Here is a 25,832-nt window from a genome sequence, read left to right as displayed (position 1 = left end):
AGGGGGCGGGCGAAAATATCTCGTTAAGACCCGGAGCCCTACGGTCGATGCATGTTCCACGCGTACCTCGACGAATCACCTGACCATCCCCTGACGATCCCTTGATGATCCCTTGGAGCTATCATGACCTCGATCTCGGCGGCCTCGGCCCAGACCTACCAGTCGCCCCTCCAGAAGTTGCAGGATGAGTTGCAGTCCGAAGTAAACAGCGGTGCCATCAGTTCATCGGACAAGGACGCCTTGTCGGCTGCCCTGACCGATATCGATTCGGCGATGCAAGCCAGCCGCGCCAGCGACCAGGCCAGCGGCACGCGGCCGTCGCACGCCGACCTGAAATCGAAGATCGACGACCTTATCTCCGGCGAAGTTTCCAGTGGCAAGCTGACCAGCGATCAGGCCACCGAACTGCAGGGCGTCTTCAAGGCGGCGTTCGCCAAAGGACCCGGCGGCGCCGGCGGCCCGCACGGAGCCGGCGGTCCGCCTCCGGGAGGCCCGCCGCCTTCAGGCGACGCGTCCTCCAGCGACGACACATCCTCCTCGTCCTCGACATCGATCGACGACATCCTGAAGCAGTTCCTGCAATCATTGCAGGAGTCATTGTCGGCTTCGTCATCGACGTCCTATGGCGCGGCCGGCACGACTTCGAGCAGCAGCAACTCGTTCTCGGCGCTGTTGATCGACTACCAGAGCTGATTTTTCAAACCGCTTCCCCAAAGCTGCGCCTTGCAACCATCCTTTCCGGATAGGAAAGGATGGTTGTCTTGTTTCGCGGCGGCGGAACTGGCGACGCAGTGCAGCGTTGGTTCCCATTCACGTGTGGAGGGTACAATGGCAAGCGACGTCATGACCAAGCCGCATCAGCTGATCGCGAGCGACCGCGTCGAGGGGACCGCGGTGCGCCGGCCGAACGGGGACATGATCGGCCACATCGAACGGGTGATGATCGACAAGGTCACCGGTAAAGTATCCTATGCAATCCTGAGTTTCGGCGGGTTTCTCGGCATCGGGGCCAATCTGATTCCGTTGCCGTGGGGACGGCTTCGCTACAACACGAAGTTCGAAGCCTACGAACTCGACATCGATGATGAAGAGCTGAAGCGCGCGCCGTCGTTTCGTGCCGACAAGGATTTCGACTGGGGCGATCGCGCAAAGGAAGCCGAGCTGCATCGCTATTACGGCATGCCGCCTTACTGGGGCGGCTTCTGATGGCGCATCTGCGTTTCATCGTCGCGCGTCTTCGTTCCCGGTGTTCCCGATGAAATTCGTGGAACGCTTGTTGAAGTGACGGGTTTTCCCAGAGCGTTTCCGAACTGAGGAGAACCCATCATGTTAGCCAAATATGCCATCGCCGGCCTCGCGGGTTCCGCGCTGCTGGCCAGTGTCGCGTTCGCGCAGAGTCCGACTTCGTCTGCCAACACCGATCAGGCGACAAGCGCTGCGCCTGTGGCTGCGGCCGATACCTCGTCGTTCAAGGGCAACTGGCGGTCCTCGAAGCTGGTCGGCCTGAATGTGTACAATGATAGCAACGAAAGCCTCGGATCGATCAACGATCTCCTGACCGACAAGAGCGGCAACATCAAAGCCGTGGTGATCGGCGTCGGTGGCTTCCTCGGTGTCGGCGAGCATCTGGTTTCGGTCGCCTTCGACAAGGTGAAGTTCGTCGATGATCCGATAGCCTATACCGGCGCTTCAAGCGCACCCGCCCCCGGCGGCGCAAGGCCTTCGAGCACGACGACGACCGGTGCCGCGACGACGGCGCCTGCCGTGGTCAAGAAGAATCCGTGGTATCCGGACCACGCCATGCTGAGCGCGACAAAGGATCAGCTCAAGGCGATGCCGGAGTTCAAGTACTCGACCGAGTAAGCCATCGGTCGCACAGCAACGATCTTTACAAACGGCCGGACGGCGTAATTGCCGCCCGGCCGTTTGCTTTATGGGCGCACGCCGGCGCGTAACCGCTCGTAATGGTGCAGCGCATCCTATTCACGATGCGCGTCCCGATGTTAGGTTGTGTTGCGGCAGGAGCACCCTGCGTCCTGCCTTGCATTGACCCTTGCATCAACGGGAGGACGACATGCCTGATAGCGTCTACAAGGTCATCGAGCTGATCGGCACCAGCACGGAATCCTGGGAGAAGGCCGCTGCCGCCGCGGTCAACCGCGCCGGCGCGTCGCTGCGCGATCTGCGCGTCGCCGAGGTCGTGAAGCTGGATCTCCAACTGGATGCCAGCGGCAAGGTCGAAGCCTACCGCGCCAAGCTCAGCGTCTCGTTCAAGTTCGAGGGATCGTAAGCGAGGCATGCGTAGTAAGCGTAGGGTGGGCAAAGCGCAGCCCATTATTCCACCAACGGATCGCAATGCGAATGGTGGGCACGCTTTCGCTTTACCCACCCTACGGACTACGCAGCAATGACGGAGAGAGTTGCGCTGCTCGGCGCTACAATGCCGGCAGCGCGCTCACATAGACGTTGATCGCGCCTTCGGCTTCCGCGATGACGCGCAGCGTTTTGGAATCGAAGGCGATGTCGGCGAGCCGCAGCTTGCTGATCTCGGCGGAGACCCGCAGGCCTTCCTCGTTCTTCTGGAAATCGGCGATCGCGGCCGCAATCTTTCGCTGGGCGTTGGCGGCGAACGGTTTGAGGTCGATGGTCGCTTTTTCCGCCAGCGTCTTCTGCAGATGCGGGATCGCCGCGCGCGCCGCGGCGCCCAATAGCCCGAAGGCGGCCTCCGACTCGACGGCGAGCTCGATATCGGTCAGTCGCAGCGTCTGCTCGGCCTGATCGAGCACCGGCCTTCCCCAGATATGCACATTGGCTTCGCCGACGAGGCCCAGAAAACTCTTTTTTTCCTTGGCGCTCACCAATAGCGAAATCAGCAAGCGGTTGCCCGACGCCGCGACGCTGGCGCGCTTGACGGTGACGTCGACCGAGCCGGAACCATCTTCCGGAAAAGTCTTTCCGGCGAACTGCGCTTCAACGATCTTGTTGATCTCGGTGAAGGGCATATCGATGGGAACGCCAATCGCGACCCGTCCCGGTGTCGGCGGCACGATGGCGATGGTGGCGGGGAACGGGCAGGACGGCTTGGTCTCGGCCGGAGTGATACGGGTCTCCGCCTCGATGCCGAGCGTCAGCGTGAGGTTCGACGCGTCGATGCGCGGTTGCGCGGCAATCGCCCGGATGGGGCGCAATTCCAGCCACAGCGCCGGCATCGTCGAACCGGCCGTCGTGCCCTGCAGCGGGATCGAGCGGCAGGCCTTGGCCCACTGTACCCGCGCGTTCTGCTCGAAGGCCGGATCGTTGCGCATGCGCGCCTGCACCAGCGCGATCTGCTCGGCGACGTTCTTGTCGATCAATGGCTTCACCTGCGCAGGCACGTTGACGCGCGCGCCCGCCACGCTGAGGCTCGAGTCGTTGAGATTGACCTGTGCCGTCAAATTCGGCTCGATGCGCCAGTTCGGGGCGATCCTCGGCCGCGCCGATATGAGGACGTTGCCCTTGATCTCGGCGCTGGCGTTGAGGTTCTTGATGTTCACGCTGCCGATCTGCTTCGCGACGTTGCCGCCCAGCAGGCCGCCGAGCGCGTCGCCGACCGCACCCGTCGCCTTTGCCGACAGCGAGCCCGTGACATTGAGCGTTCCCGTCAGCGGCGTCGCCAGCGACAGCACGTCCTGCGCGCCGGTCGCGGTGATCGGCCCGCGCGAGGCGGTCCAGCCGATATCGGCATTCTGCAGGATCTGCGAGATCGGATTGTCGGCCTTGCCGGCGAAGTTGCGCGGCGCGCCGCGATCGGCGGCGTCGCGGATCGCCGACAGCGCAACCGCAATCGGCGCCATCACGGTGGATGCGCGCGGCGCCGGCGGCAGCGGCGGCAATTCGGCGAGCGCGGGCGGCTTGTTCGTGGCGCGCGGCGCGACGAAGTCCATCACCTTCAGGCTGGCTACAAACGAGACAATGACGACCGCGAGTGCAATCGAAATCGTCTTCAGATGCATCGGCAGACGCATCGTCCCCCCGGATCCCATTGAATTGCCCCACAACGTTCTACAGCGGCGGCGAGCGGCGCGCCACTGCGCAATAAGGCTGGCATTAGGGCGTGTACGCATAAATGCGCAGATCGGATGTCCGCTTCTAGGGGATAACGCGATAACATCTGCTCAGTGTGAGTATTTCCGCTTGTGACCCCATTGCGGAAGTCGCACCCAAGTCAGAGCCGAAACCAAGGCAGAGTGAGATAGACGCAAGCGATCATCGAAAGCGCAGGAATTAGCCACACCCATCCCGACCAGAAGTGTCGCACCGAACGCCCGGGTAACGACGCGGCAACAAGGCCTGCCATCAGTGCTCCGAGTGCAGCCGTCGTCGCCCATCCGTACCAGTACATTGCAGGAGCCAGAAACCCCATCGCGGGGTCGGCGACATCTCGTGAATGATGCGTACCTGTAAGTACGATGCCGAGCGACGGGAAAACAGTGAACAGAGCCAGATCCTTTGCGACGGCGACCACGTAGAGAACTGCGAATGTCGACCCGAACGCAAATGCAAAGCGGCGGAATGGGGCGGATGACGTCATGAGCCAAAACCCATGATGTTGTTAGCAACGTGACCGGACAGAAAGCCCCACCAAACGATGAAGGCAAGGATGGAAGTGAGCGCGGTGCGGATTCGGGTGGGCTCACCGGCAAGCGGGCGTCGCCAGCAAACCCAGTAGGCGGGCAGCAACGCTAACCCGATAGCGGCGAAATGTTCCTTGAGGTCGAAGAAGCCTAGGACATGCCAGTGGCCAGCGCGCTCTAGCTCGGGCCGCACATCCACACGAAAGTAAAGATAGACGAGCCCACCCAGCAAGGTGGAAACCGCATAGAGGACGACAACGGCGTTGGCGAACGAGGCCGAGGGTACCGAACGAAAGCGGCCGAAGAACGAGGCGGGCCGCGCGTGAGCCGCTTCCCAAGCCGCTAAAGTCTGGTGTGTTATCGCGCCAAGCAATGCGACCGCGACCAAGCCATGGATGATTAGGAAAACTGTCGCCAGAACCTCACTCCCGTAAACGCCTGCTTCCGGCTCACTTGAAGAGTTCCTCAACCCCGAATGGCTCTGCCGACCACGGCCGGAACCGATTGAGCGTGAATTTCGTCTTCTGGTCGGGCTGGACATCGACAAGTACGTAATTGTACTCCTCTTTCGGAGCCTGTCCCTTCCAGTAGAGGTCCGGCGGATAGTCAGCGGGTACCTTGATGCTCGTTCGACCGGGAAGGATTGGGTCTTGTTCCGCGCCCCCACCGCCCAGCATCAGATACTTCACCCCATCTACCTCGTAGAATTCCGTGGTGTGGACGTGCCCGTTCAACACGACCACTTCCATGTCCTTGGCATATGCCGCAATCACCTTGTGCGGGTTGTCGGGAGCCGGGATAGGACCTAGACCCGAGCGCGCAAAAACCGGATAATGGAAGACGATAAAGGTCTTCCGAATTCCATTCGCCTTCGCCTCGTCCATCCACTTCTGAAGTTGCGTCATCTGCTCTGCATACTTCGGCCGATCAGCGTCCCATAGTGACGGCGAACGGTAGTCGTACTTGCCGCTCCACAGATAGATAAAGCGGGTGCCCTTGAAGTCGAATTTGTAGATGAGGTTTTCCGGCGTGACACCGAACTTCTTCAGATAGGGCACCGCCGAAAGAACGCCCTCGATTTTCGGATCGGCCCATATCTCATGATTGCCCACACTCATGAAAAATCGCCCATCCAACCCGGCTGCGCGCATCTCATCATCTGGCGCCGGTAGCTTCTTCAACATCGTATCGTTCACGCGTTTCCAGTATGGGCTGTCGCTGACGGTCAAGCCCTGATTGCCCCACCATACGGCGTCACCGCTATTGACCACGAATTTGGCGCGACCGGATTGAACGTCCTTGACGATTTCACGGGTCACCCATTCGCCGCCTTGAAGCCGGAACATCGTTCGATGCACTCCGGGAAGCAGCTTCAAGTCTTCAACGGATGCCTCGGTGACCCAACCTTTATCCACCGTTAAGGTCATAACTTCCGTCTTGGACGCGAACGGCATGACTACTTTGATCAGGTCCTTTGTGACCGGATCGAAGATCATCTTCACATCCTTCGCTACGACGGCCTCGGCAACCTTTTCCGGCATGACCAAGCCGAACATCTCGACGAAGAACTTGCTGAGGTCCGGCTGCCCTTCCTTCAGCGGCAGATACATCATCGGTCGGGTATCGCCGACCGCAGCGAACGAAAACCTAGCCGCTGCGGGAAGCAATGCTTGCGCGGTCGTTGTTTGTGTCTGGGCACTGGCGACGAGTGGCACGGAGAATGCGGGCAGTGCTGCGAGTGCGCCTAGAACGAGGCGACGACTGGGCTCGTTGGGCCGGGAGAATTGCATGATGATCACCCCTGCTCGAAGAGAGGGAATGAGCCGCCGCATACGGTACGCAAACGGCCCGATAAGCAACCACCATCGTAAACCCTGCAGCGGAAGCTTGATATAGATCAACGGCGCGCCACCAGCCGTCGGCATTCCTAACGTTTTCTCGCAATTAGTAGGAAAAGCTCTAACGAGGTGATCGACGAATAATAAAGGGGCCACTTCCGTTAACGGCGGCACTAAGCGGACAGATCGAGATGTCTGCTATTTGGTCGCTTTGGGGGCAAAGCGGACATGCGCCAGCGATTGCCGAACGAACGCAATTTGTGAGTACACGCCCTGGATCAATACAAACGGCCCCGACGAAAGCCGGGGCCGTTATTCGCATTGAGAGACGTTAATAACTTAGCGGATGGTGCGGCCAAGATCGGCGCGGCGATCCGTCATCGGCAGCACGATCACCTTGGTTCCGACGCTGACCCGCGAATAGAGATCGCTGACATCTTCGTTGGTGAGGCGGAGGCAGCCGGAGGAAACGCGGGTCCCGATCGTCTCCGGCGCGTTGGTGCCGTGGATGCGATAGATGGTGCCGCCGAGATACATCGCGCGGGCGCCGAGCGGATTGCCGGGGCCGCCGGCCATGTGGCGCGGCAGATAGGGCTGGCGGGCGATCATTTCCGGGGGCGGGGTCCAGGCCGGCCATTCCGCTTTGCGGGTGATCGTCTGCGTGCCCGACCAGGTGAAGCCGTCGCGGCCGATGCCGATGCCGTAACGCATCGCCTGGCCGTTGCCGAGCACGAGGTAGAGATAGGTGTTCGGGGTATCGATGATGATCGTGCCCGGCGCTTCGCGTCCGGCGTAGCTCACGACCTGGCGGCGCAGGCGCGCCGGGATCTCGACCGTCCGGTCTTCTTCATCCTGGGGCACCGCCTGCACCGGCGGCGGGGCCGCTTCGAACTGCGGCAGGAAAAACGGAAACAGCGGCAGCGGAGCCGCGGCGGCGGGTGCGGAAAATGCGGTCACGCCGATTGCCAGCGCACCCAAAGCGGCGGCAGCAAAGCGGGTGTTCAGCTTCAATGAATGAAACATTGGTCGTCCCCTGTTCTACGCCCAGTCGCACCGTTTTTCGGCGCGTCGTTGGGCAAACATGTACAGGTGAAGCGTTTCAGGACATTTGCACAAAATCGCCAAAATGGTTTCGTCCCGTTAGGGAATTGTTTCGTCCGTGTTTCGTCGCAGGGTTAAGGGCCGGTTTCTTTAGGCCCGGACGTATCCCGCCAGCCCGTCCCACAACAGTTTTGCCGCGGTGACGACCAGAATGGCGTAGCAGGCGCGGTAGAGCGCGCGCTGGTCGAGGCGCTCGTGCAGCCGCCATCCGGCCCAGACGCCCGCAGGGACGGCCGGTACGCACAGCGCCATCAGTACCCACAGGCTCTTCGAGGGCGTGGCAAGCACGAGCCACGGGCCGGCTTTGAGGAGGTTGCCGACCGTGAAGAACAGGCTGGTAGTTCCGGCATAGAGCGCCTTCGACATGCCGAGCGGCAGCAGGTAGATCGCAAGCGGCGGTCCGCCCGAATGCGCGACCATCGTGGTCACGCCGGAGGAGAGGCCGGCGAGCATCGCCTTCCATGTCGAGCGTGGACGCGGCTTGACTTCACCGCCGCCCAGAAACCATAACGCGACGAACGCCAGCGTCACCGCGCCCATGACAATTTCGACGGCGTGCCGGTCGAGATCGCGCAGCGCGAAATAACCGAGCCCGATGCCGACGACGAGGGCAGGGAGCAGCATCGCAAGGTCGACGCGCGACCAGGTGTTCGGCCGCCAATAGTGCAGCGCCGTGATATCCATGACCACGAACAAAGGCGCCAGCAGTGCGCCGGCCGTAATAGGGTCCATCGCCAGCGAAAGCAGCGGGATGCCGACGATGGCGAAGCCGCCGCCGAACGCGCCCTTCATGAAGGCGATCAGGAACATGCCGGAGAGCGCGATCGCGAGCGTGAACAGCCCGGGCATTTCTGGCATGGCCGACGCGATCACAGCCGCACCTGCGCCGATGTTGTCGAGGCCCATGGCCGCGGCAGGCGCCGTCTGTCACTCTTTCCTGTGAAGCGGAAAGGCATGAATGTCCGCTGGGGGTATTGCGCGAAACGCCGCGATCGGGCGCAACATGGCGCTGCGCCGGTCCGGGCGCAACATCAACATTGCTCTCGGTGCAATGCGCGTGAGCGCTACCCGGCACGCATCCGCGGCATGCCGGCTCCGCCGGCGCTGAGCACGACGCGGCGGTCGGTGACCGCGTGATGGAATTGCTCGAGCGTCAGCGCGATCACCGACAGATCACTTTCCTCGACGGTGCCGTCGTCATAGCAATCCAGTGTCTCGCGCAACATGCGGTCGGCCGCGCTTTGCATTTCCACGAGTTCTTCCGACGTTTCGGCCTTCCTCACCCTGGAAATCAGCTCGAGCAAATGATCGCGATGAGCGATGTACTGCTCGCGCTCGTCCTTGTTCCAGTAGTGCCTCAGCCAGGCGCCTGCCGATCCCAGGCCCGAGAGCCCCAGGACCACGAACCAGATGTAGTCGGTGTATTTTTCGAGGAACGTGCGCTCGTTGCCGTCGATATAGGCGGCCGCGCCCGCATGCGCCGGCAACGCGGCGTCCTTGTCGGTGTCGGGCTTTTCGATCTGCGAGGCGGTCGGCAATTCACGCGCCAGCTGCTGGCGGTTGGTGAAGAGCTGGCGGGCGAAGGCGGCGACCGCGGTGTCCGACAGCGACTTCGGCGCGATGATCAGGTGATTGATGGCAACGGTGTCGATCTTGTCTTCCGGCCGCTGCGGCGAGGAGCCGAAGATGCTGGCGGGAATTTCCTCGGATTCGTAGACCGGGTTCTTCTTCGCGATCGCGTCCGCAACGTCGATCGGCAGGAATTTCGGCTCGCCGCGGGCGGTTGCCGTTGCCGCGATCGCGTCGACGGTGATCTTGCTCTTGAGCGGGCCGACCGCCATGAAGGCGTCGACCGACGGATCGCGCGCCATCTCATTGATCTGGTTGGTGCCGAACTGGCTGATCGTGACCTTGTCGGGATTGATGCCTGACTCTTTGAGGATCACGCGCAGCAGCGTGACATTGGCCTGCGTCCGCCCGATCACGCCGACGCGGCGGCCGGCGAGTTCATCGAGACTCTTGATCTTGGGCGTCGGCTGCTTCTTTGAGCCCTTGGCCGGAAGGCCCGAAGGCGCCCACAGCACGACGACATTCTTGCGCAGGATGGCGACCGACTCGGCATTTTCAGGCAGGTTCAGATCGCCGCGCGCGACCGCGAGATCGGCCTTGCCGGCGGTGAACAACGCGATGCTCTCCGCCGTCCCTTCCGTCGTGACCAGCGACAGCCGCACCGCGCTGTTTTCGCGCGCAAAGGTCTGCGCCATGAGCTGGATCAGCTTCTGGTCTTCGCTGCCCGCAGGCCCGACCGCAATCCGCAGCGTGGTCGGCCGCAGCACGTAATACAGCGCGCCGGCGGCGACGCCGAACGCCAGCATGCCGGCGGCAAGGATCAGGAGCGCGTAGCTACGCCCCTGTCGCCGGCGGCGGGATCGCGCATTATTGTCGTTCGAGTCTGACATGTTGCTGTCACGTTACACCAAAATGCGTGGAGAGGGGCTTAAAAAACAACCTTACGGAACGATGACGTCACACGCTTGAAATATCCATGTCCCAACGTCGGATTTGAGAATCATTAATCTCGGGTCCGGGACATGAAGATACTGGTAGCGACCGACGCGTGGCATCCGCAGGTGAACGGCGTGGTCCGCACGCTGACGTCGCTGGCGCGTAGCGCCTCCGCGCTCGGCGCCGATATCAGCTTTCTGACTCCGGACGGGTTTCCATCGATGCCCTTGCCGACCTATCCCGGCTTACGCATCGCGCTGCCGAACCGGCGCGAGATCGCGCGGCGGATCGCAGAGGCCGCGCCGGACGCGATCCATATCGCGACCGAGGGGCCGATCGGCTGGGCGGTCCGCGCCCATTGCCGCCGTCGTAAGCTCGCGTTTACCACGTCCTATACCACGCGTTTTCCCGAATATGTCGCGGTGCGCACCGGCCTTCCGCTCAGTGTCGGCTATGCGGTGATGCGGCACTTTCATGCCGCGTCTTCCACCGTCATGGTCGCGACCGACTCGCTGCGGCAGGAACTTTCCGCGCGGGGTTTTCGCAAACTCGGCTTCTGGACGCGCGGCGTTGACACCGATCTCTTCAACCCGCATGTTCCGGCGGCGCTCGATCTGCCGCGCCCGATCTTCATGACCATGGGCCGCGTCGCGGTGGAAAAGAATCTCGAAGCGTTTCTGTCGCTCGACCTGCCCGGCTCGAAAGTGGTGGTCGGCGACGGGCCGCAGAAGGCGCAACTCGCAAAGCAATTTCCTGACGCGATCTTCCTCGGCGAGAAGAAGGGCGCGGACCTCACCGCGCATCTTGCGGCCGCCGACGTCTTCGTGTTTCCGAGCCTCACCGACACTTTTGGCGTCGTGCAGCTCGAGGCGCTGGCCTGCGGTACGCCGGTGGCGGCATTTCCGGTCACGGGTCCGAAGGATGTCATCGCCGATCATCCGATCGGCGCGATCGACACCGATCTGCGCAGCGCGTGCCTGCGCGCGCTGACGATGTCGCACGAGGCCTGTCGGAGCTTTGCGCTTTCGCGCTCCTGGGAAAACAGCGCCCGGCAGTTCATCGGCAATCTGACGGCGCTGCAGCCGAGCCGTGCGTTGCGGCCGGTGCGCCGGGCACCCGCGACAAGTGCCGTGCAGAGCTAAGACCATCAAACCAGTCATACGCGTAAGACAAGAAGGCAGAACGAACCATGGCAGACATCATCAAGCTTGACGGCAGCAGGACCCTGGATTTCGACCGCGAAACGGTCGAGCAGGCCTATGATCGCTGGGCGCCGGTTTACGACCTCGTGTTCGGGGGCGTGTTCTCCAAGGGCCGCAAGGCGGCGATCCAGGCCACCAACAAGATCGGTGGCCGCGTGCTCGAGGTCGGCGTCGGCACCGGAATCTCGCTGCCGCTCTACGCGCCGCACCTGCGCATCTTCGGCACCGACATTTCGGAGTTGATGTTGGAGAAGGCGAAGAAGCGCGTCGACGAACTCAGTCTGAAAAACGTCGAGGGCCTTGCGGTGATGGACGCCGAAAACCTCGAATTTCCCGATGATTCGTTCGACGTCGTGATGGCGCAATATGTCGTCACCGCGGTGCCGAACCCGGAAAAGGCGCTCGACGAATTCGCCCGCGTGCTGCGGCCGGGCGGCGAGCTCATCATCCTGACCCGCGTCAGCGCCGATGCCGGCATGCGCCGCTTCATCGAGCAGCGGCTGCAGCCGGTGGTGCGCCCGCTGGGCTTCCGCACCGCCGAGTTCGCCTGGTCGCGCTATGCCCAATGGCTGGCTGGCGCGCGCGGCATCGAACTGGCGGAGCGCCGCCTGGTGCCGCCGCTCGGACATTTCTCGCTGGTGCGTTTTCGCAAGATCGATGTAGCCGCGGCCGCGTAACGCGCGGCTGATGACGTCCGCGTCATCGCGTCGCTGCGTTCAGTCACATGTCAACATCATGATGTCACATGCCGGACATCGAATCTCAGTAAACGTCAAACGGACGAGAATTTAGGGGTAGAGAATGATCAAGAATTTTCTGCAGGAACTGCGAACCCAGCGCTGGGACGACCATCGCTATTATCATCACAGCCGCATCAACCAGTCGCTGCACTTCGTCAGCGCCGCGAGCTTCCTGTTCGCCTACGCGATGCTGTTTATCGATCCGATGGTATCGGCGCTCGTCGGCTGGCTGGTCTCCATGACCTCGCGACAGGCCGGTCACTTCTTCTTCGAGCCGAGGGGGTATGACCACGTCAACCACGCCACCCATGAGCACAAGGAAGAAATCAAGGTCGGCTACAATTTGCAGCGCAAGGTCGTGCTGATGGCGATCTGGGCGCTGTCGCCGCTGGTCCTGTATTTCGACCCGACCCTGTTCGGTCTGTTCACGCCCTGGACGTCGCCGGCGGACTTCATGCGCCAGGTGGCCAAGATCTGGCTCGTGGTCGGAGCCGGCGGGTTGTTGTTCCGCACCATCCACCTGTTCTTCATCCGCGACGTCGAGACCGGCCTGGTCTGGATGACCAAGATCCTCACCGACCCCTTCAGCGATCTCAAGCTGTACTACAAGGCGCCGCTGGCTCTGATGAAGGGCGAGCTGATCGACCCCGGCCTCGAAAAGCACGTCAAGCACGCGTAAGCGTTGAGCTTGATCCAACAACGCCGTCATGGCCGGGCTTGTCCCGGCCATCCACGTTCTTAAGCACCAGTTGTGAGATCGTCATTGCGAGCGAAGCGAAGCAATCCACCTCTCCGCGCGGGGATAGATGGATTGCTTCGTCGCTACGCTCCCTTGCGTAAACGCTTCGCGTTTGTCGCAGGCAATGACGCGGAGGCGGGCCCGGCGATGTCGGCAGCAAATAGGACGTGGATGGCGGGGACATCGGCGCGAAGACGCGCTTCGCGCTTTTGCCTGGCCATGACGATGGCCTCAGCGGCCCAGCCGCTTGGCGAGCATCTCTTTCAAAATCTGCCGCTTGATGTTCTTGTTGGTCATCGAAGCATCGTGCCACCACCAGCCGTCGCGCTTCATCTTCTCGGTAGCCGCGACGAAACGGTCGGCGACTTCGCCGAAATCCGCATCGGTGTAGTTGAGGCTGAAGATCAGCCGGCCGGTGCCGACCCAGCTGAGCGCCAGCCCTTCGGCGCGGAGATAATATTGAAGCATCCAGTTGTAGCGGGACGGCTCGGTATATTGCACCATCCAGATCGAGGAGAGATTGCTGACGCGGACGGGCAAGTCCTTTGCCGTCAGCCGCTCGTTCAAGGCGGCGGCGCGGCCGTTCCAGGTCTCGTCGAGTCCCTGATAGACGGCGTTGAAGTTCGGGCTGGCGAGGCGGCTGAGGAATTCATCCATCGCCGTCATGACGTAGGGGTGCGAATTGAAGGTGCCGCGGGCGAAGCAGACATCGGCGGGGCGGTCGTCGCGAAAACGCCGCATCAGATCCTTGCGGCCGCAGACCACGCCGACTGGAAGTCCGCCGGCGAGGCTCTTGCCGTATGTCACCATGTCGGCGCAAACGCCAAAATATTCCTGGGCGCCGCCGGCGGCGAGGCGGAAGCCGACGAAGATTTCATCGAAGATCAGCACAATGCCGCGCTCGGTGCAGACTTCGCGCAGCTTCTTCAGCCATTCGGTGTAAGCCGCGCGATCGAACGCACCTTTCCGCGAACTGTCGACGAGCGCGGAATCGCCCGGCGCGTTGGCGTTGGGGTGCAGCGCCTGCAGCGGATTGACCAGCACGCAGGCGATGTCCTTGCGCGTCTTCAATACATGCAGCGTCCGCTCCGACATGTCGGCCAGCGTATAGGTCTCGTGCGGCGAAACGGGATTGCCGACGCCCGGCTGCACGTCGCCCCACCAGCCGTGATAGGCGCCGGCGAAGCGAACCAGATGCGTGCGCCTGGTGTGGTAGCGCGCCAGCCGCACCGCCTGCATGACGGCTTCAGTGCCGGACATGTGGAACGAGACTTCGTCGAGGCCGGAAATCTGGCACAGCCGCTGCACGTTCTCGGTGATGACGGGATGGTAGGGCCCGAGCACGGGGCCGAGCGCGTGCGCGCGCTTCTCGGCTTCCGTGATGCACTCCTTGTAGAAATCGTTGCCGAAGATGTTGACGCCGTAGGAGCCGGTCAGGTCGTAAGATACATTGCCATCGACATCGGTTACGGTGACGCCGGCGGAGGACTGCATGAAGGCGCTGGTGCCCAGATTCTCCCGCACCAGCCGGCTGTACTGGAACGGCACCCGGTAGCTTTCGGTGAACTGCAGATCCGAGATGTGCGCAGCCGCCTCGTTTGTCATCTGCCGGCCCTTGGCGTAGCGCTCCTTATAGAGGGAGGCGAGGCGGAAGAAGGCGTCCTGGCGCTGCATGGCGACGTTGCCGGGTGCGCCGTCGGAGCAGAAGAAGCCGTCGATATCGAACTCGTAATGCGGCAGCAACCGCGCGACCATCTTGGACATTTTGGAATGTCCGGTCAGCGAACGGTGCTTGGCGCGGGACAGCGCCAGCCGCGCCTGCAATTTGGGGAAGACTGCCGCGGCACCAGCAACCGCAGCGGCGGACAGCGAAAGAATCGGAAGGGACGAATCCATGCCTGAAGCGCTAGCCAATCCTGCTGACAGATTGATGACAATAAAGGGACTGATCGCCCGCTTCACACAACAGGAGGACCTGAATTTCCTCCTGACCAACCGCATCCCGCGGGCGGCGCTGACGCGCTTCATGGGCTGGTTCAGCAAGATCGAGAACCCGTTTGTGCGGGATGCCTCGATCGCCTGCTGGCGGCTGTTTTCCGATCTGGATCTGTCGGAGGCCAAGAAGACCGAATTCAAGAGCCTGCACGATTGTTTTACGCGCGAGCTCCGTCCCGGCCTGCGCCCGGCTGATCCCGATCCCGCCATCGTGGCCAGCCCCTCCGACGGCATCATCGGCGCCTTCGGCAAAATCGCGGATACCGAGCTGTTCCAGATCAAGGGCGCGCCCTATTCGCTGCTCGACCTGCTCGGCGATCCCGCGCTGGTCGAGCAGCATCGCAACGGCCGCTTCCTCACGCTGCGGCTGACGTCCAGCATGTATCATCGCTTCCACGCGCCCTATGACGCCACGATCAAGAGGGTGACGTTCATCCATGGCGACGTCTGGAACGTCAATCCGATCGCGCTGAAGCGGGTGGAGCGTTTGTTCTGCAAGAACGAGCGCGCGGTGCTGCGCATGCGGCTTTCGACCGGCGAGGCGCTGACGCTGGTGCCGGTCGCCGCCATTCTGGTCGCCAGCATCCGCCTGCATTTCCTCGATGTCACGCTCAACGCGCAGAGCAGGGGACCGGTGGACTTCGCCTGCTTTGCGCGGGTCAAGAAAGGCGACGAACTCGGCTGGTTCGAGCACGGCTCGACCATCATCGTGCTGGCACCGGACAGTTTCGAATTCGCCGAGAATGTCGCCGACGGCGCACGCGTTCGCGCCGGCGAACCGTTGTTGCGGAAACCGCAGGTTTAGGCTCGATTCCCTGCGCCCATCCCTTTATATGCTCGCGGTCGCACTGGATTCGTAAGGTGCGATAACGCGGGAAGAGAGAGATGGCGCGATCGCCCGTTATGGCGGCGGGGGGCATTGTATTGCGGCAGGGGCAAACGCCGCTGGTCGCCGTCGTACGCCTGCGCAAGCGCAACGAATGGGTTTTGCCCAAGGGCAAGCTCGACGACGGCGAGACGCCGCGCGCCGCCGCCGAGCGTGAGGTGGTGGAAGAAACCGGCCACGATGTCGCCGTGCACGAATTTCTGGGCACGCTGGTCTATGAATCCCGCGGCGGTTCCAAGGTCGTGCACTATTGGCGCATGGAAGCGCGCGGTGGAGCCGTTCATGAACTGATGCGCGACGTGAAGGCTGTCGACTGGCTGCCGCTTGCGGACGCTGTCGACCGGCTGTCGCGCGACTATGAGCGCGCCTTTCTTGAAAATGTCGGCCCGATCGCACTCTCCGCCGCCGCGCATGCCGCAACCACCCGGAGAACGCGCCCCAAACAGCCGCCGGAAAAGCGCCGGACACGGCGGCCGGACGTGACCGCGCCGCCTGCGGTCACTCCCGCGCCTGCGCCGTCTCTGCCTGATCAATCCTCGCCGCCGGTCGCGCAGCATGACGATGTGACTGTCGTGATCGATGCGACTGCCGGTACGCCCGTTGATCAAGCCGTCGACGAAGCGCAGACGGCCGGCCCGCCGTCATTTGCGCTGGAGATCGAGCCGGTGGCCGTCGACACAGTGGAGAGTCGAACGCGCCGGCAGCCGCGAAGCTTCATACAGAAGCTGCGCGACTGGCTGCGGCGCGATACCTGACTCCATCTTCCGATTACCGCTTCTCCTTCGGCGGCGGCTTGCCGCGTTGCGGCGCGGGCGCGCCCCGCCGTGGCGCGGCGGGCAGTCCCGGACGCTGTACGGCGGGCGCTCCCTGAACGCCGGGCACGCGCTGCGGCCCGGGCGCGCCGAACCTGTTGGGCAATCCCGGCCGTGTTAGTGGCGCGGCGGGCTGCGGCGGAAGATCGGATCGTGGCGGTTGTCCCGCACGCGGCGGCAGTCCGGGCTGTGCCGGCAAACCGGGACGTGACGGTTGTCCGGCCCGCGCTGGCACGCCGGGTTGATTGGGCGAGCCGGGTTGCTGCTGTCCGGCGCGCGGTGGCGTGCCCGGTTGTTGCGGTTGTCCGGGTCGATTGAGCTGGCCGGGCTGCTGCTGCCCCTGGCGATTCGGCACAGTCGGCAGTGGCGGCTGACCGGGTTGCCCGGGCAGGCCGTTCTGCCGCGGCTGGCCGGGACGATTGAGCTGACCGGGCTGTTGTTGTCCGGGCCTGTTCTGTCCGGGCAAACCATTGGGCCGCTGTTGGCCGGGCTGGAGTTGTTGCCGGATCGGCCGGTTCGGATTGACGAAGCCGGGATTGGCGCGGCGGAATTCGCGCTGCTGGAACACGAGCTGCCGCCCGACATTCTGTGTCGAATGAAGCTGACGCACGAAGCCCTGATCGCGCAGCATCACCGCTTGCGGAATGACCAGCGGCACCGCGGCGAAGCGCGCGCCGCCCGCGCCCGGGCGGATGGTGAAGCCACTCGCGCCCTGCGTCAGAAAGCCGAGCCGCGCGCCGGCGCGGTCGTTGACCTCGATCCGGCCGACCCTCCCGTCCGCGTCGGGATAAAGCTTGACCGCGACGTTGTTCGGATTATTGGCGGCGGCACCCTCCGGCACTTCGATGAGGCCGGTGGTGCCGCGAATGCCGAGCGTTGCCGTCGGCGTCGTGATCTTCATGTCGCCGGTTTTTGCCACCGAGGCGGCTACGAAGGCGGCGGTACCCTTGGCGACGTCGAAGATCGCCGCGTTGCTCTTGCCGCCGTCCTCATAGACGTAATTGTCGATAGTGATCTTCGTGCTGCCCTTGAGATTAAAGGTGGTGGCGTCGATGAAGGTGATGCCGAGCGCGGAATTCGCGCCGGTCTGCACCACGTCGTTGAGATAGATGTCGTCCTTGACCTTGAGCGGCGTGGTCTGGTCGTTGCGGATCACGCTGGCGCTTCCGGTCACGGTCGCGACGTTGCCGATCGGCTCCTCGGGCGCGTCCGCGGCGGTTGCGTCAGGCGTGGCGGGATCTGGCGGGGCCGCCGGTGCGGCGGACGGCGAGGGCTCGGTCTGCGCCTGCGCCAGTTGCGTCAAGCCGGACGAAGCCGCGGCAGCATTGGTCGCGCCGATCGTCGCGCTGCAGGCCAACAGCATGAGCGCAAAGGACAAGTGGCGCTGCATCGGGGGAATTCCGGGTCGGGGGAGGGCGGGCGAAGCTTTGCGCGATTTCAGTCTCCGATTTCAGCCTCTCCCGGCTGAACGCGGAATGAACGGCGGTGCTTGTTGTCACGGGCGGCCGAAACGAGCAAGCGCCACGTCCGGGATACCGGGACATGGCGCCGTGACTTTAATAAGGAAAATGCTCAGCCGCGCTTGTGCGGCGTCGGGCTGAGCGGCCTGGCGGGTTTCGCCGCGGGCGCATAGCTGGCAGGCGTTGCGGCTGGCGGCGGCACGTACTGAAAGACCGCCTTGCAGCCGTCGCTGAGCTGCGCGCGCTTCTGCACCATGCAGGCGGTGACGCGATCGACATCGGGGATTTCCGACGAGCACAGCCGCATCGCGTCACCGGTGCACATCTGCTGCTGCTCCGCCGTGTAGGCCAGAGCGGCTGTGCTCAGCGCGGCCAGCGCAAAGCTGGTCACGACCAGCAATTGGCAGTTACGCATTGTCGAATCCGTGAAAGCCATCGAATGTCCCTTTATGTTGGTGAGTGCGCCCGCAAGTATCGCGCCGGAGCGGCGCTCGTCTGGGCGATCACTACGCAGGCTTGGTTTCCGCAATTCTTCGTCGCATGCGCAAAACGGTTTCGTCGCGGGTGAGTTTGTTTCGTCGTTTACCCACGCTTGAGCGGCAGGATGGTTACGCCGCCTTCCGTCCCACCGCGACCAGCAGGGCGTCACGTTCGGGGGCCGGCATGGCGCGGATGCGGCGTTGGGCGGTGAGGCGGATGGCGGCAAAGCCGGCCACGAACACCACCACCTTGCTCACGATGCCATAGATCGGCATGGTCAGGGCCCAGGTCTCAAGGCTGCAGGTCAGGGCGACGAACGCATTTACCGCGGCGGACACGAACATCAGGCCTGCCCAGGCGAAGCCCACGATTGTGGCGACATCGGGCACCACCGCCCGTGCGATGTCAGGCAGATAGCGGTTCAACCAGCCGGGCTTGCACATCACGCCGCCGACAATCGCGTAGATCACGCTTGGCTTGATCAGCACGAAGCGCGGATCATGGGTCAGCAGCGTCGCGATGCCTGCAGCGATGATCAGGACCAGGCTGAGCCACTCCATGACGTGGATCGGCTGGCGGCGGATGAGCTGGATTCCGATCTGTGCGAGGCCGAGCGTAATGCCGAGGCCGACCGCCAGAATCGTGTTGTGTGTCAGCAGATAGACAACGAGGAAGAACAGGGTCGATGCGAGGTCGAGCAGCAGCAGTCTGGCCGCGTTGAGAAAGTCTTTCATCGGACGTGGAACTCGCCATGGGCATTGTGCGGAGTGCCATCGGCATGCCGATGAACGCGTCGCAGCTCGATCGTCTTCACGGCAAGGATAAGCGGGTCGGCGGAGGCTGGTCCTATCGAATTCTGAAATCGCTAATCGAATTGTCGATGTCAGTATGCGCTACCGCGGTTCGCGGCCGTCGCCCTCCGGCGGAATTCGGTCGGGGTCAGCCCGGTGTCGGCCTTGAATGCGCGGTTGAACGGCGCAAGCGACTGGAATCCGGAATCCAGCGCGATCGTCAGCACGGGTACGTCGATCTGGCCGGGATCGGCGAGTGCCGCCTTCGCCTCCTCGATGCGATAGCGATTGAGGAAGGCGTTGAAGTTGCGGTGACCCAGCCCGTCGTTGATGAGGCCTCGCAACCGGTGTTCAGGTATGCCGAGCCTGACCGCCAGCGTGCCGATCGTCAGTCCCTCACGCCGATAGGCCCGCTCGATCGTCATCACATGGTCCAGGCGATGGAGCGAAGCCTGGTCCGACGCCGACACGCCAGCGTGGGAGACCGGCTCGGACGCCCGGCCAGCTGCTCCGCTGCCGAGCCCGGCGACGGCGGGGCGGCCCTGGGGTCCATAAAACAGGATCAGCCATGCCGCGAGCAGTGCCGATACGCCAAGCGCGAGCGAATAGGTCAGGCTCATGGACTTCAGCGGAATCGCAGCAAGCCCCGAGGCCGCAGTGAGCACGAGGTGGATCGTGATGCCGACCACGAGCGCTATCCGCAGGCTGGTGCGTCCCGTCAAAGGGCCCGCACGCCAGCCTCTCGGGATCTGGGAGGCCGCCAGCAGGGCGAAGCCGATCGAGGCTAGCGCCAGCAGCCGGCTGCAGGTCGCCGCAAGATCTGGCCACTCCGACCAGCCGTTGTAGGCCATGAGGCCGAGGCCGGCGACGAGCGCCCACAAACCGCCGTGCCAGGGGCGCAGGGCGAAATTCTCATCGAAGATCGCGTGCGCCCACAGCCAGAACACGACGGGAAAGCCCATCGAAAGCACGACAAAGGGGGAATTCCACCCGAACGACCCCATGGGAAAGAACGGCGCCGTCGAAATCGCGTAGGCGGCACCGGCCACGCTCATGGCGAGAGCCAGGCGTGCCGCGACACGCAGCGGCGCGCACCGCAACAGCACGATACAGACGACAAGAAACAATCCGACCGCCACACCCCGGAGGCCGAGATCTAAAGCCATCGACGCCATTGCAGCCGTCCTCACGGGTCGAACCTATGACAGTCCAAGCTTTATACCGCTTCAGCTTGCTCGCGCGAAAGGAGGTTGGCAGCGGAGCCGACGGAGTTTGGACGCCAGATCGTGGTCTTTTCTTTCGCAAGACGCTTTGGATCGCCTTTTCCGCAACTTTTTTTCACCGGCGCCCACGGTCGGCAATGTCCCTTCAGCGGGGATTTGCTATGATCTGATTCTGGCGCGGCCCATGCCTCCCCCCTCCGTCGGGACAGCATCTTTCATGCGGGGCCATTTCGACCATCGAACCAACTGTTCGAGCACCAAGCATAAGGAGGGGTTGCGATCATTGCTCGCAATAGGAGGTTCTTTCGATGAAACTGTCTGCGCCCCTTTATCACTTGAAGCGTAAGGCCAAACTTCTATCCCGCGCCAAAAATATCCCGCTGCACGAGGCGCTCGACCGCGTTGCCAGGCAAGAGGGTTTTAGTGGCTGGAGCTTGCTCGCGGCCAAAGTGACGGCAAGCGCTCCGGCCGAAAAACTGTTTTCGCGGCTGGCTCCCGGCGACCTGGTGCTGGTGGGTGCACGCCCGGGCCAGGGCAAAACCCTGATGAGCCTTGAGCTTGCCGTGCAGGCCATGAAGTCCGGCAGTCGAGGCGTGTTCTTCACGCTGGAATACACGGAGAACGACATGCTGGATCGTTTCCGCGACATAGGCGTGGCGCGGGAGGATTTTGCCGGTCTGTTTGAATTCGACAGCTCCGACGAGATGAGTTCGGATTACATCGTCAAGCGGCTGGCTGCAGCGCCGCGCGGCACCCTGGTGGTCGTGGACTATCTGCAACTGCTCGACCAGAAGCGTGAGAATCCGGAATTGATGGTTCAGGTTCGCACCCTGCAGTCGTTCGCCCGCGATCGCGGGCTGATCTTCGTCTTCATCTCCCAGATCGATCGCTCGTACGATCCGTTGAAGAAACCATGCCCCGATCTGGAAGATGTCAGATTGCCCAATCCGCTGGATCTGAGCCTCTTCACCAAGACATGTTTCCTGAACAATGGTGAGGTTCAGTTCCGGGCGGCAAGCTAGCTCGGCCGTGCACCCGTAAACGCCGTTGGCGTGACGCGACGAAGGCTAGGTCCGCTTTGCCCCGTTGCGATCAAGCTCACGCCACGGCGCAATACGTCGCTAAGGGCCAACAACATATGTTTTCCGTTCTCTAGCCGTGGCCGCTCACCATCGTAAAAGGTCAAGTCGCTCGAGCTGCCGTTAACAGGCGGCTTCGAGCGCAGTCCGAATACGTTGGCCACGCTGTCAATTACTTCGCCAGGGCGGCTTCGGTTGAAAGCGGGTCTTCAGGCTTTCAACAAAATGCGAAACACGAGCTGAGACCCCTCGACGCGTTGGCACCAAAGCCAGAATGTCGGCCCCTTCGAACTCATATTCAACAAACAGCCGACGCAGTTCGCCGCGTTTGACGGATGGTGCTACGTCCCATTCGGACCTGAGCGCGACGCCCAACCCCGCAACGGCCCACTCGCGAACAACTTCGCCATTGTTGCTCGTAAGTGCCGGACTTATTCGAAGCGCCTCTGATCGGCGGGATGATGTGTGGCTGTTCTTGTAGCGCCACAGCGTCACGTCCTCTTCGTTTTCGCGAACGGAGAGACAGGCATGCTGTGCCAGCTCGCGAGGGTGTGACGGCGTTCCGCGTCGTCGAAGATAACTGGGACTGGCGCATACCCAGCGCGCGTTGCGGGCAAGAAGATGAGCAACCCACGAGGAATCCCGGACTGTTCCAATATGGATGACGACGTCAGCCTCGACATTGCTGTTCCAGGGCGCTTCGGAAAGGTGCAACGTCGCACGCACTTGCGGGTACTCGCGAATGAATGCCGCCATGACGGGCGCGACATGGATCCTGCCGAAGCCGAACGGCGCGACAACCCGCAGGGGGCCAGCAAACACGCCACCGGTGAGACTGTCCGCCAGCCCATCGACGCGCGCCAACAGCGACTGGGCCTCAAGGACAAGTTGTTCGCCTTCCGGCGTGAAGCGCAACCCTCGGGAGCTGCGAACGACAAGGTTGACCCCGAGAACAGCCTCCAGCTTCTTCAATCGCATGGAAAGCGCCGGCGGCGTGACATCGAGTACCCTTGCCGCCGCGCTGAGCGAGCCGGTTCGGCTCAGGGCCACCACGAACCGCAAATCCTCAAGCGCGATCATTCAATTTTCCTGAAGGGAAGAGATAATCTTACTTAAACACAACTGATCATCAGGATGATAGAGGTTTGACATGACCATGCCACGCGCCGTTCTTTTCGACCTTCTCACCGCGCTCCTCGATTCCTGGAGCGTCTGGAATACCTCGGCCGGATCCGAAGCAGCCGGCCGGGCTTGGAGGGCCGAGTATCTCCGCCTGACATATGGTTGCGGGAGTTATGTCCCGTATGAGGATCTGGTCCGCCAGGCTGCGCGCACGACCGGTCTGGCTCCGTCGGTGGCAGACGCCCTCGAAGAAAATTCGCAATCCCTCCCGGTCTGGAGCGGCGCGCAGGCCGCGCTCGACCGGTTGGCCGGACGGACGCGCCTGGCAGTCGTCACCAATTGCTCGACGCGTCTCGGACGAATGGCCGCCGCCCGCCTCCGCACCCAATGGGATGTCGTGATCACCGCCGAGGAGGCCGGCTTCTACAAGCCCGACGCCCGCCCCTATCGTCTGGCCCTGGACATGCTGGGTGTGTCGGCCGCGGACGCAGCGTTTGTCGCAGGCTCCGGCTACGACCTCATCGGCACCTCAGCCGTCGGACTGCGCACCTACTGGCACAATCGCGTGGGCTTGGCGCGTCCGGATGGCGCGCCGGCAGCCGAGAGAGAGTCTGCTGATCTCGATGACCTCATTCCGTGGCTGGAGGATTTTTCATGATATCCCGCGCGCTGGCGGCCTTGTTCGCGGTCGGATTGAACATCTCTGCGGCAACGGCTCAGGGGTTTCCCGAGAAGCAATTGACGCTGATCGTTCCGTTTCCCGCCGGTGGCCCGAGCGATGCGCTTGGCCGGGCAGTGGCTCAGGCCATGGCTGCCCACTTGAAGCAATCCGTCATCGTGGAAAATATCGGCGGCGCCAGCGGCACCATCGGCCTGACCAGATTGCTAAAGGCGCCTGCGGATGGATACTCGCTCGGCTTTGGCACCATCGGAACACATGTCGCGAATGTCGCGCTCTTCAAGCGCCTGCCTTACGACCCCGTCGCAGACTTCGAACCGGTGGGCCTCGCGGGGATGGCCTCCACGCTTCTTGTCGCGAAGCTGGACTTGCCGGCGTCCAATCTACAGGACTTCGTCACCTATGCCCGTGCCAACCGGGAGAAACTCACCTTTGGCAGCGCCGGCGTCGGATCGATTTCGCACTATGCATGCGTTCTGCTGCTGTCGAACCTGAAACTGAACATCACCCATGTGCCATATCGCGGCGTTGCCCCGGCGATGAACGATCTCATGGGTGGTCACGTGGACTTCATGTGCGACCAGACCACCACCGCGCTGCCTCAAGTGCTCGGCGGAACGATCAAGGCAATCGCAGCGCTGAGTGATCAGCCGCTGCCGCAGGCGCCTCAGGTGCCCACTGCGGGAGCGGCGGGCTATCCAGATGTGAATCTCCGCTCCTGGAACGCGATCTTCGTGCGGAAGGGAACGCCTGCGCCAGTGCGTCAGAGGTTGAATGACGCCTTGCGTGCCGCACTCACCGACCCGGATGTTGTGCGACAGATGACGGCGGTTGGTGTCGAACTGCCTCGGGGGGCGGATCTCGAGCCCGGCGCCGTCAGCGCGCTGATCGCTCAAGGGCTGGAGCACGACGTACCTGTGCTGCGCGCCAAGGGCGAATATCTGGATTAATCATGACGACATCTCTCTCAAATATCGAAACGCCCGCTGCCGTCGTCGACGTCGCGCGCATGCAGCGCAATATCGCCCGCATGCAAGTCCGGATGAACGCCTTGGGCGTCAGTTTCCGTCCCCACGTCAAGACGACCAAATGCGTCGCTGTTGCCGACAGGCAGCGCGCCGCAGGCGCGAACGGCATCACCGTTTCGACCCTGCGCGAAGCCGAGGCGTTTTTTGCCGCAGGCTACGACGACATTCTCTACGCGGTCTGCATCGCTCCGCACAGGCTCAGCCGGGCCCAAGGATTGCGTGATCAGGGCTGCCGTCTTAAAATTCTGGTCGACTCGGTCGAGGCTGCGCAAGCCGTCGTCGAGGCGCAGTCGCATCGCGATCCTTTCGAAGTCCTGATAGAAATCGACACCGACGGGCACCGCTCAGGTGTGGGCCCCGAGGATGAGCGTCTCATCGAGATCGGTCGCATTCTTCACACCGGTGGCGCCATACTTTGCGGCGTGCTTACTCATGCCGGAAACTCCTATGAACTCGACGATCCCGAGGCTTTGGCGCGCCTGGCGGAGCAGGAGCGTGCCTTGAGCGTGCGCGCGGCCGAACGGCTGCGTGCTGCCGGCCTTCGCTGCCCGGTCGTGAGCGTCGGATCGACCCCGACAGCGCTGTCCGCCCGTGCCCTGGACGGCGTTACGGAAGTGCGCTGCGGCGTGTATGTGTTCTTCGATCTGTTCATGACGAATGTCGGCGTCTGTGCGATCGACGATATTGCCCTTTCCGTGCTGACGACCGTGGTTGGCCATCAGTCGGAAAAAGGCTGGATCATCGTCGATGCCGGATGGATGGCGATGAGCCGAGACCGCGGCACGGCTCGTCAGCGCCGTGATTACGGATACGGAATCGCATGCGACCTGGAGGGGAGCCCGCTCAAGGGGGACCTGGTCGTGATCGCGGCAAATCAGGAACATGGGATTCTTGCCGCGGCGAACGGAGGTCTCGTCTCTCCTGAAAATCGCTTTCCGATCGGCACACGACTTCGAATACTTCCGAATCACGCCTGCGCTACTGGAGCCCAATTCTCCGAATATCAGGCAGCCACGGACGACGGCATTGAAACATGGCGGAGGTTTAATGGCTGGTGACATTGACTACCTGGAGCCTCACGGAATGGCGGCGCCTGGCGGGCACTACAGTCATGCGGTGAGAGCCGGTGCTTTTGTTTTTGTGTCCGGGCAATTGCCGATCTCCGCCAATGGTACGAGGCTTGCTGACAAGGACTTTCAGACCCAGGTGCGTCAAGCATTGGCCAATCTCGCGACGGCCTTGGAGGCGGCAAACAGCGCCGTCGGCAAGCTCATTCATGTTCGCGTCTACGTCACGGACATCAATGACTGGCCGGTCTTCGACAAACTCTATTCTGAATGGATCGGTGCCGTCCGACCGGCCCGCGCGGTCGTTCCCGTGCCGACGTTACACTACGGCTTTCGAGTTGAGATCGAAGCAGTGGCGGGCGTGGTTCAATAAAAGCGAGATCAGCGCGCCGAAAGAGTCGACGCCTGTCGGGACGGTGGACAATGAGCGGACGAGGTTTGTTCGCCGCTCGTCGCGTCGGAGACCGCCTCC

Annotated in this window: 26 protein-coding genes and 1 pseudogene; 14 read left to right on the top strand and 13 right to left on the bottom strand. The window is 62.7% G+C overall.

Translation table 11 applies throughout. The features are described 5' to 3' along the window. Window positions 1-123: 123 nt before the first annotated feature. From ACPPVP_RS35800 to ACPPVP_RS35785, 4 genes are all read left to right on the top strand, one after another. Window positions 124-693 carry a hypothetical protein gene (locus tag ACPPVP_RS35800; protein WP_426528261.1) on the top strand — a complete coding sequence of 190 codons (570 nt, stop codon included), beginning with the start codon at window positions 124-126 and terminating at the stop codon, window positions 691-693. Between the two features lie 135 nt (window positions 694-828). After that, complete coding sequence (locus ACPPVP_RS35795) at window positions 829-1,206, top strand: PRC-barrel domain-containing protein (RefSeq protein ID WP_426528260.1); 378 nt, start codon at window positions 829-831, stop codon at window positions 1,204-1,206. 120 nt (window positions 1,207-1,326) lie between these two features. Then, window positions 1,327-1,863: a PRC-barrel domain-containing protein gene (locus tag ACPPVP_RS35790; RefSeq protein WP_426528259.1), complete on the top strand. Its 537-nt coding sequence runs from the start codon at window positions 1,327-1,329 to the stop codon at window positions 1,861-1,863. Window positions 1,864-2,074: 211 nt separating this feature from the next. Then, window positions 2,075-2,290 (top strand): dodecin family protein, encoded by a 216-nt coding sequence (locus ACPPVP_RS35785; RefSeq protein WP_426528258.1) that lies wholly within the window; start codon window positions 2,075-2,077, stop codon window positions 2,288-2,290. 145 nt (window positions 2,291-2,435) lie between these two features. Here the strand turns inward: ACPPVP_RS35785 and ACPPVP_RS35780 are convergent, their stop codons facing one another. From ACPPVP_RS35780 to ACPPVP_RS35750, 7 genes are all read right to left on the bottom strand, one after another. Next, window positions 2,436-4,004: a DUF4403 family protein gene (locus ACPPVP_RS35780; RefSeq protein WP_426528257.1), complete on the bottom strand. Its 1,569-nt coding sequence runs from the start codon at window positions 4,002-4,004 to the stop codon at window positions 2,436-2,438. A gap of 200 nt (window positions 4,005-4,204) precedes the next feature. After that, window positions 4,205-4,570 (bottom strand): hypothetical protein, encoded by a 366-nt coding sequence (locus tag ACPPVP_RS35775; protein WP_426528256.1) that lies wholly within the window; start codon window positions 4,568-4,570, stop codon window positions 4,205-4,207. Next, window positions 4,567-5,001 (bottom strand): hypothetical protein, encoded by a 435-nt coding sequence (locus ACPPVP_RS35770; RefSeq protein WP_426528255.1) that lies wholly within the window; start codon window positions 4,999-5,001, stop codon window positions 4,567-4,569. Before ACPPVP_RS35770 ends, ACPPVP_RS35775 begins: the two co-directional genes overlap by 4 nt. A 61-nt stretch (window positions 5,002-5,062) precedes the next feature. Then, entirely contained in the window at window positions 5,063-6,538 is a 1,476-nt protein-coding gene (locus ACPPVP_RS35765) for a metallophosphoesterase family protein (protein ID WP_426528254.1), read from the bottom strand. A gap of 252 nt (window positions 6,539-6,790) precedes the next feature. After that, window positions 6,791-7,474 carry a L,D-transpeptidase gene (locus tag ACPPVP_RS35760; RefSeq protein ID WP_426528253.1) on the bottom strand — a complete coding sequence of 228 codons (684 nt, stop codon included), beginning with the start codon at window positions 7,472-7,474 and terminating at the stop codon, window positions 6,791-6,793. Between the two features lie 168 nt (window positions 7,475-7,642). Beyond that, window positions 7,643-8,401: a sulfite exporter TauE/SafE family protein gene (locus ACPPVP_RS35755; RefSeq protein ID WP_426538225.1), complete on the bottom strand. Its 759-nt coding sequence runs from the start codon at window positions 8,399-8,401 to the stop codon at window positions 7,643-7,645. Window positions 8,402-8,616: 215 nt separating this feature from the next. Beyond that, on the bottom strand, window positions 8,617-10,011 hold the full coding sequence (locus ACPPVP_RS35750; protein WP_426528252.1) for a TAXI family TRAP transporter solute-binding subunit: 1,395 nt from the start codon (window positions 10,009-10,011) through the stop codon (window positions 8,617-8,619). Window positions 10,012-10,143: 132 nt separating this feature from the next. Between ACPPVP_RS35750 and ACPPVP_RS35745 the strand changes: the two genes are divergently transcribed. The 3 genes from ACPPVP_RS35745 (at window position 10,144) to ACPPVP_RS35735 (ending at window position 12,678) form a co-directional block, all read left to right on the top strand. Then, window positions 10,144-11,199, top strand: a complete 1,056-nt coding sequence (locus tag ACPPVP_RS35745) for a glycosyltransferase family 4 protein (RefSeq protein ID WP_426528251.1) — start codon at window positions 10,144-10,146, stop codon at window positions 11,197-11,199. A 47-nt stretch (window positions 11,200-11,246) separates the two neighbouring features. Beyond that, window positions 11,247-11,936 carry a class I SAM-dependent methyltransferase gene (locus ACPPVP_RS35740; protein WP_426528250.1) on the top strand — a complete coding sequence of 230 codons (690 nt, stop codon included), beginning with the start codon at window positions 11,247-11,249 and terminating at the stop codon, window positions 11,934-11,936. Between the two features lie 124 nt (window positions 11,937-12,060). Next, window positions 12,061-12,678 (top strand): hypothetical protein, encoded by a 618-nt coding sequence (locus ACPPVP_RS35735; protein ID WP_426528249.1) that lies wholly within the window; start codon window positions 12,061-12,063, stop codon window positions 12,676-12,678. 291 nt (window positions 12,679-12,969) lie between these two features. Here the strand turns inward: ACPPVP_RS35735 and ACPPVP_RS35730 are convergent, their stop codons facing one another. Further along, window positions 12,970-14,634 (bottom strand): aminotransferase class III-fold pyridoxal phosphate-dependent enzyme, encoded by a 1,665-nt coding sequence (locus tag ACPPVP_RS35730; RefSeq protein ID WP_426528248.1) that lies wholly within the window; start codon window positions 14,632-14,634, stop codon window positions 12,970-12,972. A 34-nt stretch (window positions 14,635-14,668) separates the two neighbouring features. Here ACPPVP_RS35730 and asd point away from each other — a divergent pair, with 34 nt between their 5' ends. Further along, window positions 14,669-15,538, top strand: coding sequence for an archaetidylserine decarboxylase (gene asd, locus ACPPVP_RS35725; protein ID WP_426538223.1), 870 nt, complete (start codon window positions 14,669-14,671; stop codon window positions 15,536-15,538). Between the two features lie 80 nt (window positions 15,539-15,618). Further along, a pseudogene (locus tag ACPPVP_RS35720) lies at window positions 15,619-16,035 on the top strand (NUDIX hydrolase); the annotation flags it as partial. Between the two features lie 352 nt (window positions 16,036-16,387). Here the strand turns inward: ACPPVP_RS35720 and ACPPVP_RS35715 are convergent. The 4 genes from ACPPVP_RS35715 to ACPPVP_RS35700 form a co-directional block, all read right to left on the bottom strand. After that, entirely contained in the window at window positions 16,388-17,821 is a 1,434-nt protein-coding gene (locus tag ACPPVP_RS35715) for a FecR domain-containing protein (RefSeq protein WP_426528247.1), read from the bottom strand. A gap of 182 nt (window positions 17,822-18,003) precedes the next feature. Further along, window positions 18,004-18,327 (bottom strand): hypothetical protein, encoded by a 324-nt coding sequence (locus ACPPVP_RS35710; RefSeq protein ID WP_426528246.1) that lies wholly within the window; start codon window positions 18,325-18,327, stop codon window positions 18,004-18,006. Between the two features lie 172 nt (window positions 18,328-18,499). Next, window positions 18,500-19,105: an inner membrane-spanning protein YciB gene (locus ACPPVP_RS35705; RefSeq protein ID WP_426528245.1), complete on the bottom strand. Its 606-nt coding sequence runs from the start codon at window positions 19,103-19,105 to the stop codon at window positions 18,500-18,502. 149 nt (window positions 19,106-19,254) lie between these two features. Then, window positions 19,255-20,337: a helix-turn-helix domain-containing protein gene (locus ACPPVP_RS35700; protein ID WP_426528244.1), complete on the bottom strand. Its 1,083-nt coding sequence runs from the start codon at window positions 20,335-20,337 to the stop codon at window positions 19,255-19,257. Between the two features lie 356 nt (window positions 20,338-20,693). On the opposite strand from ACPPVP_RS35700, the gene ACPPVP_RS35695 reads away from it, so the two are divergent. Next, window positions 20,694-21,407 carry a DNA helicase gene (locus tag ACPPVP_RS35695; protein WP_426528243.1) on the top strand — a complete coding sequence of 238 codons (714 nt, stop codon included), beginning with the start codon at window positions 20,694-20,696 and terminating at the stop codon, window positions 21,405-21,407. Between the two features lie 225 nt (window positions 21,408-21,632). Here the strand turns inward: ACPPVP_RS35695 and ACPPVP_RS35690 are convergent, their stop codons facing one another. Continuing rightward, complete coding sequence (locus ACPPVP_RS35690) at window positions 21,633-22,544, bottom strand: LysR family transcriptional regulator (RefSeq protein ID WP_426528242.1); 912 nt, start codon at window positions 22,542-22,544, stop codon at window positions 21,633-21,635. 70 nt (window positions 22,545-22,614) lie between these two features. Here ACPPVP_RS35690 and ACPPVP_RS35685 point away from each other — a divergent pair, with 70 nt between their 5' ends. The 4 genes from ACPPVP_RS35685 (at window position 22,615) to ACPPVP_RS35670 (ending at window position 25,733) form a co-directional block, all read left to right on the top strand. Further along, window positions 22,615-23,244, top strand: a complete 630-nt coding sequence (locus ACPPVP_RS35685) for an HAD-IA family hydrolase (RefSeq protein WP_426528241.1) — start codon at window positions 22,615-22,617, stop codon at window positions 23,242-23,244. Window positions 23,245-23,324: 80 nt separating this feature from the next. Continuing rightward, entirely contained in the window at window positions 23,325-24,215 is an 891-nt protein-coding gene (locus tag ACPPVP_RS35680) for a tripartite tricarboxylate transporter substrate-binding protein (protein ID WP_426528240.1), read from the top strand. 2 nt (window positions 24,216-24,217) lie between these two features. Beyond that, the gene (locus ACPPVP_RS35675; RefSeq protein ID WP_426528239.1) at window positions 24,218-25,351 is read left to right on the top strand and encodes a DSD1 family PLP-dependent enzyme; all 1,134 of its coding nucleotides are present in this window, start codon (window positions 24,218-24,220) and stop codon (window positions 25,349-25,351) included. Beyond that, on the top strand, window positions 25,341-25,733 hold the full coding sequence (locus ACPPVP_RS35670; protein WP_426528238.1) for a RidA family protein: 393 nt from the start codon (window positions 25,341-25,343) through the stop codon (window positions 25,731-25,733). Before ACPPVP_RS35675 ends, ACPPVP_RS35670 begins: the two co-directional genes overlap by 11 nt. Window positions 25,734-25,832: the final 99 nt, after the last annotated feature.

This window comes from Bradyrhizobium sp. McL0615, assembly GCF_049993905.1.
Lineage (GTDB): Bacteria > Pseudomonadota > Alphaproteobacteria > Rhizobiales > Xanthobacteraceae > Bradyrhizobium.
Note: the sequence above shows the minus strand (reverse complement) of the source record. Positions and strands in the feature narration are given on the sequence as shown.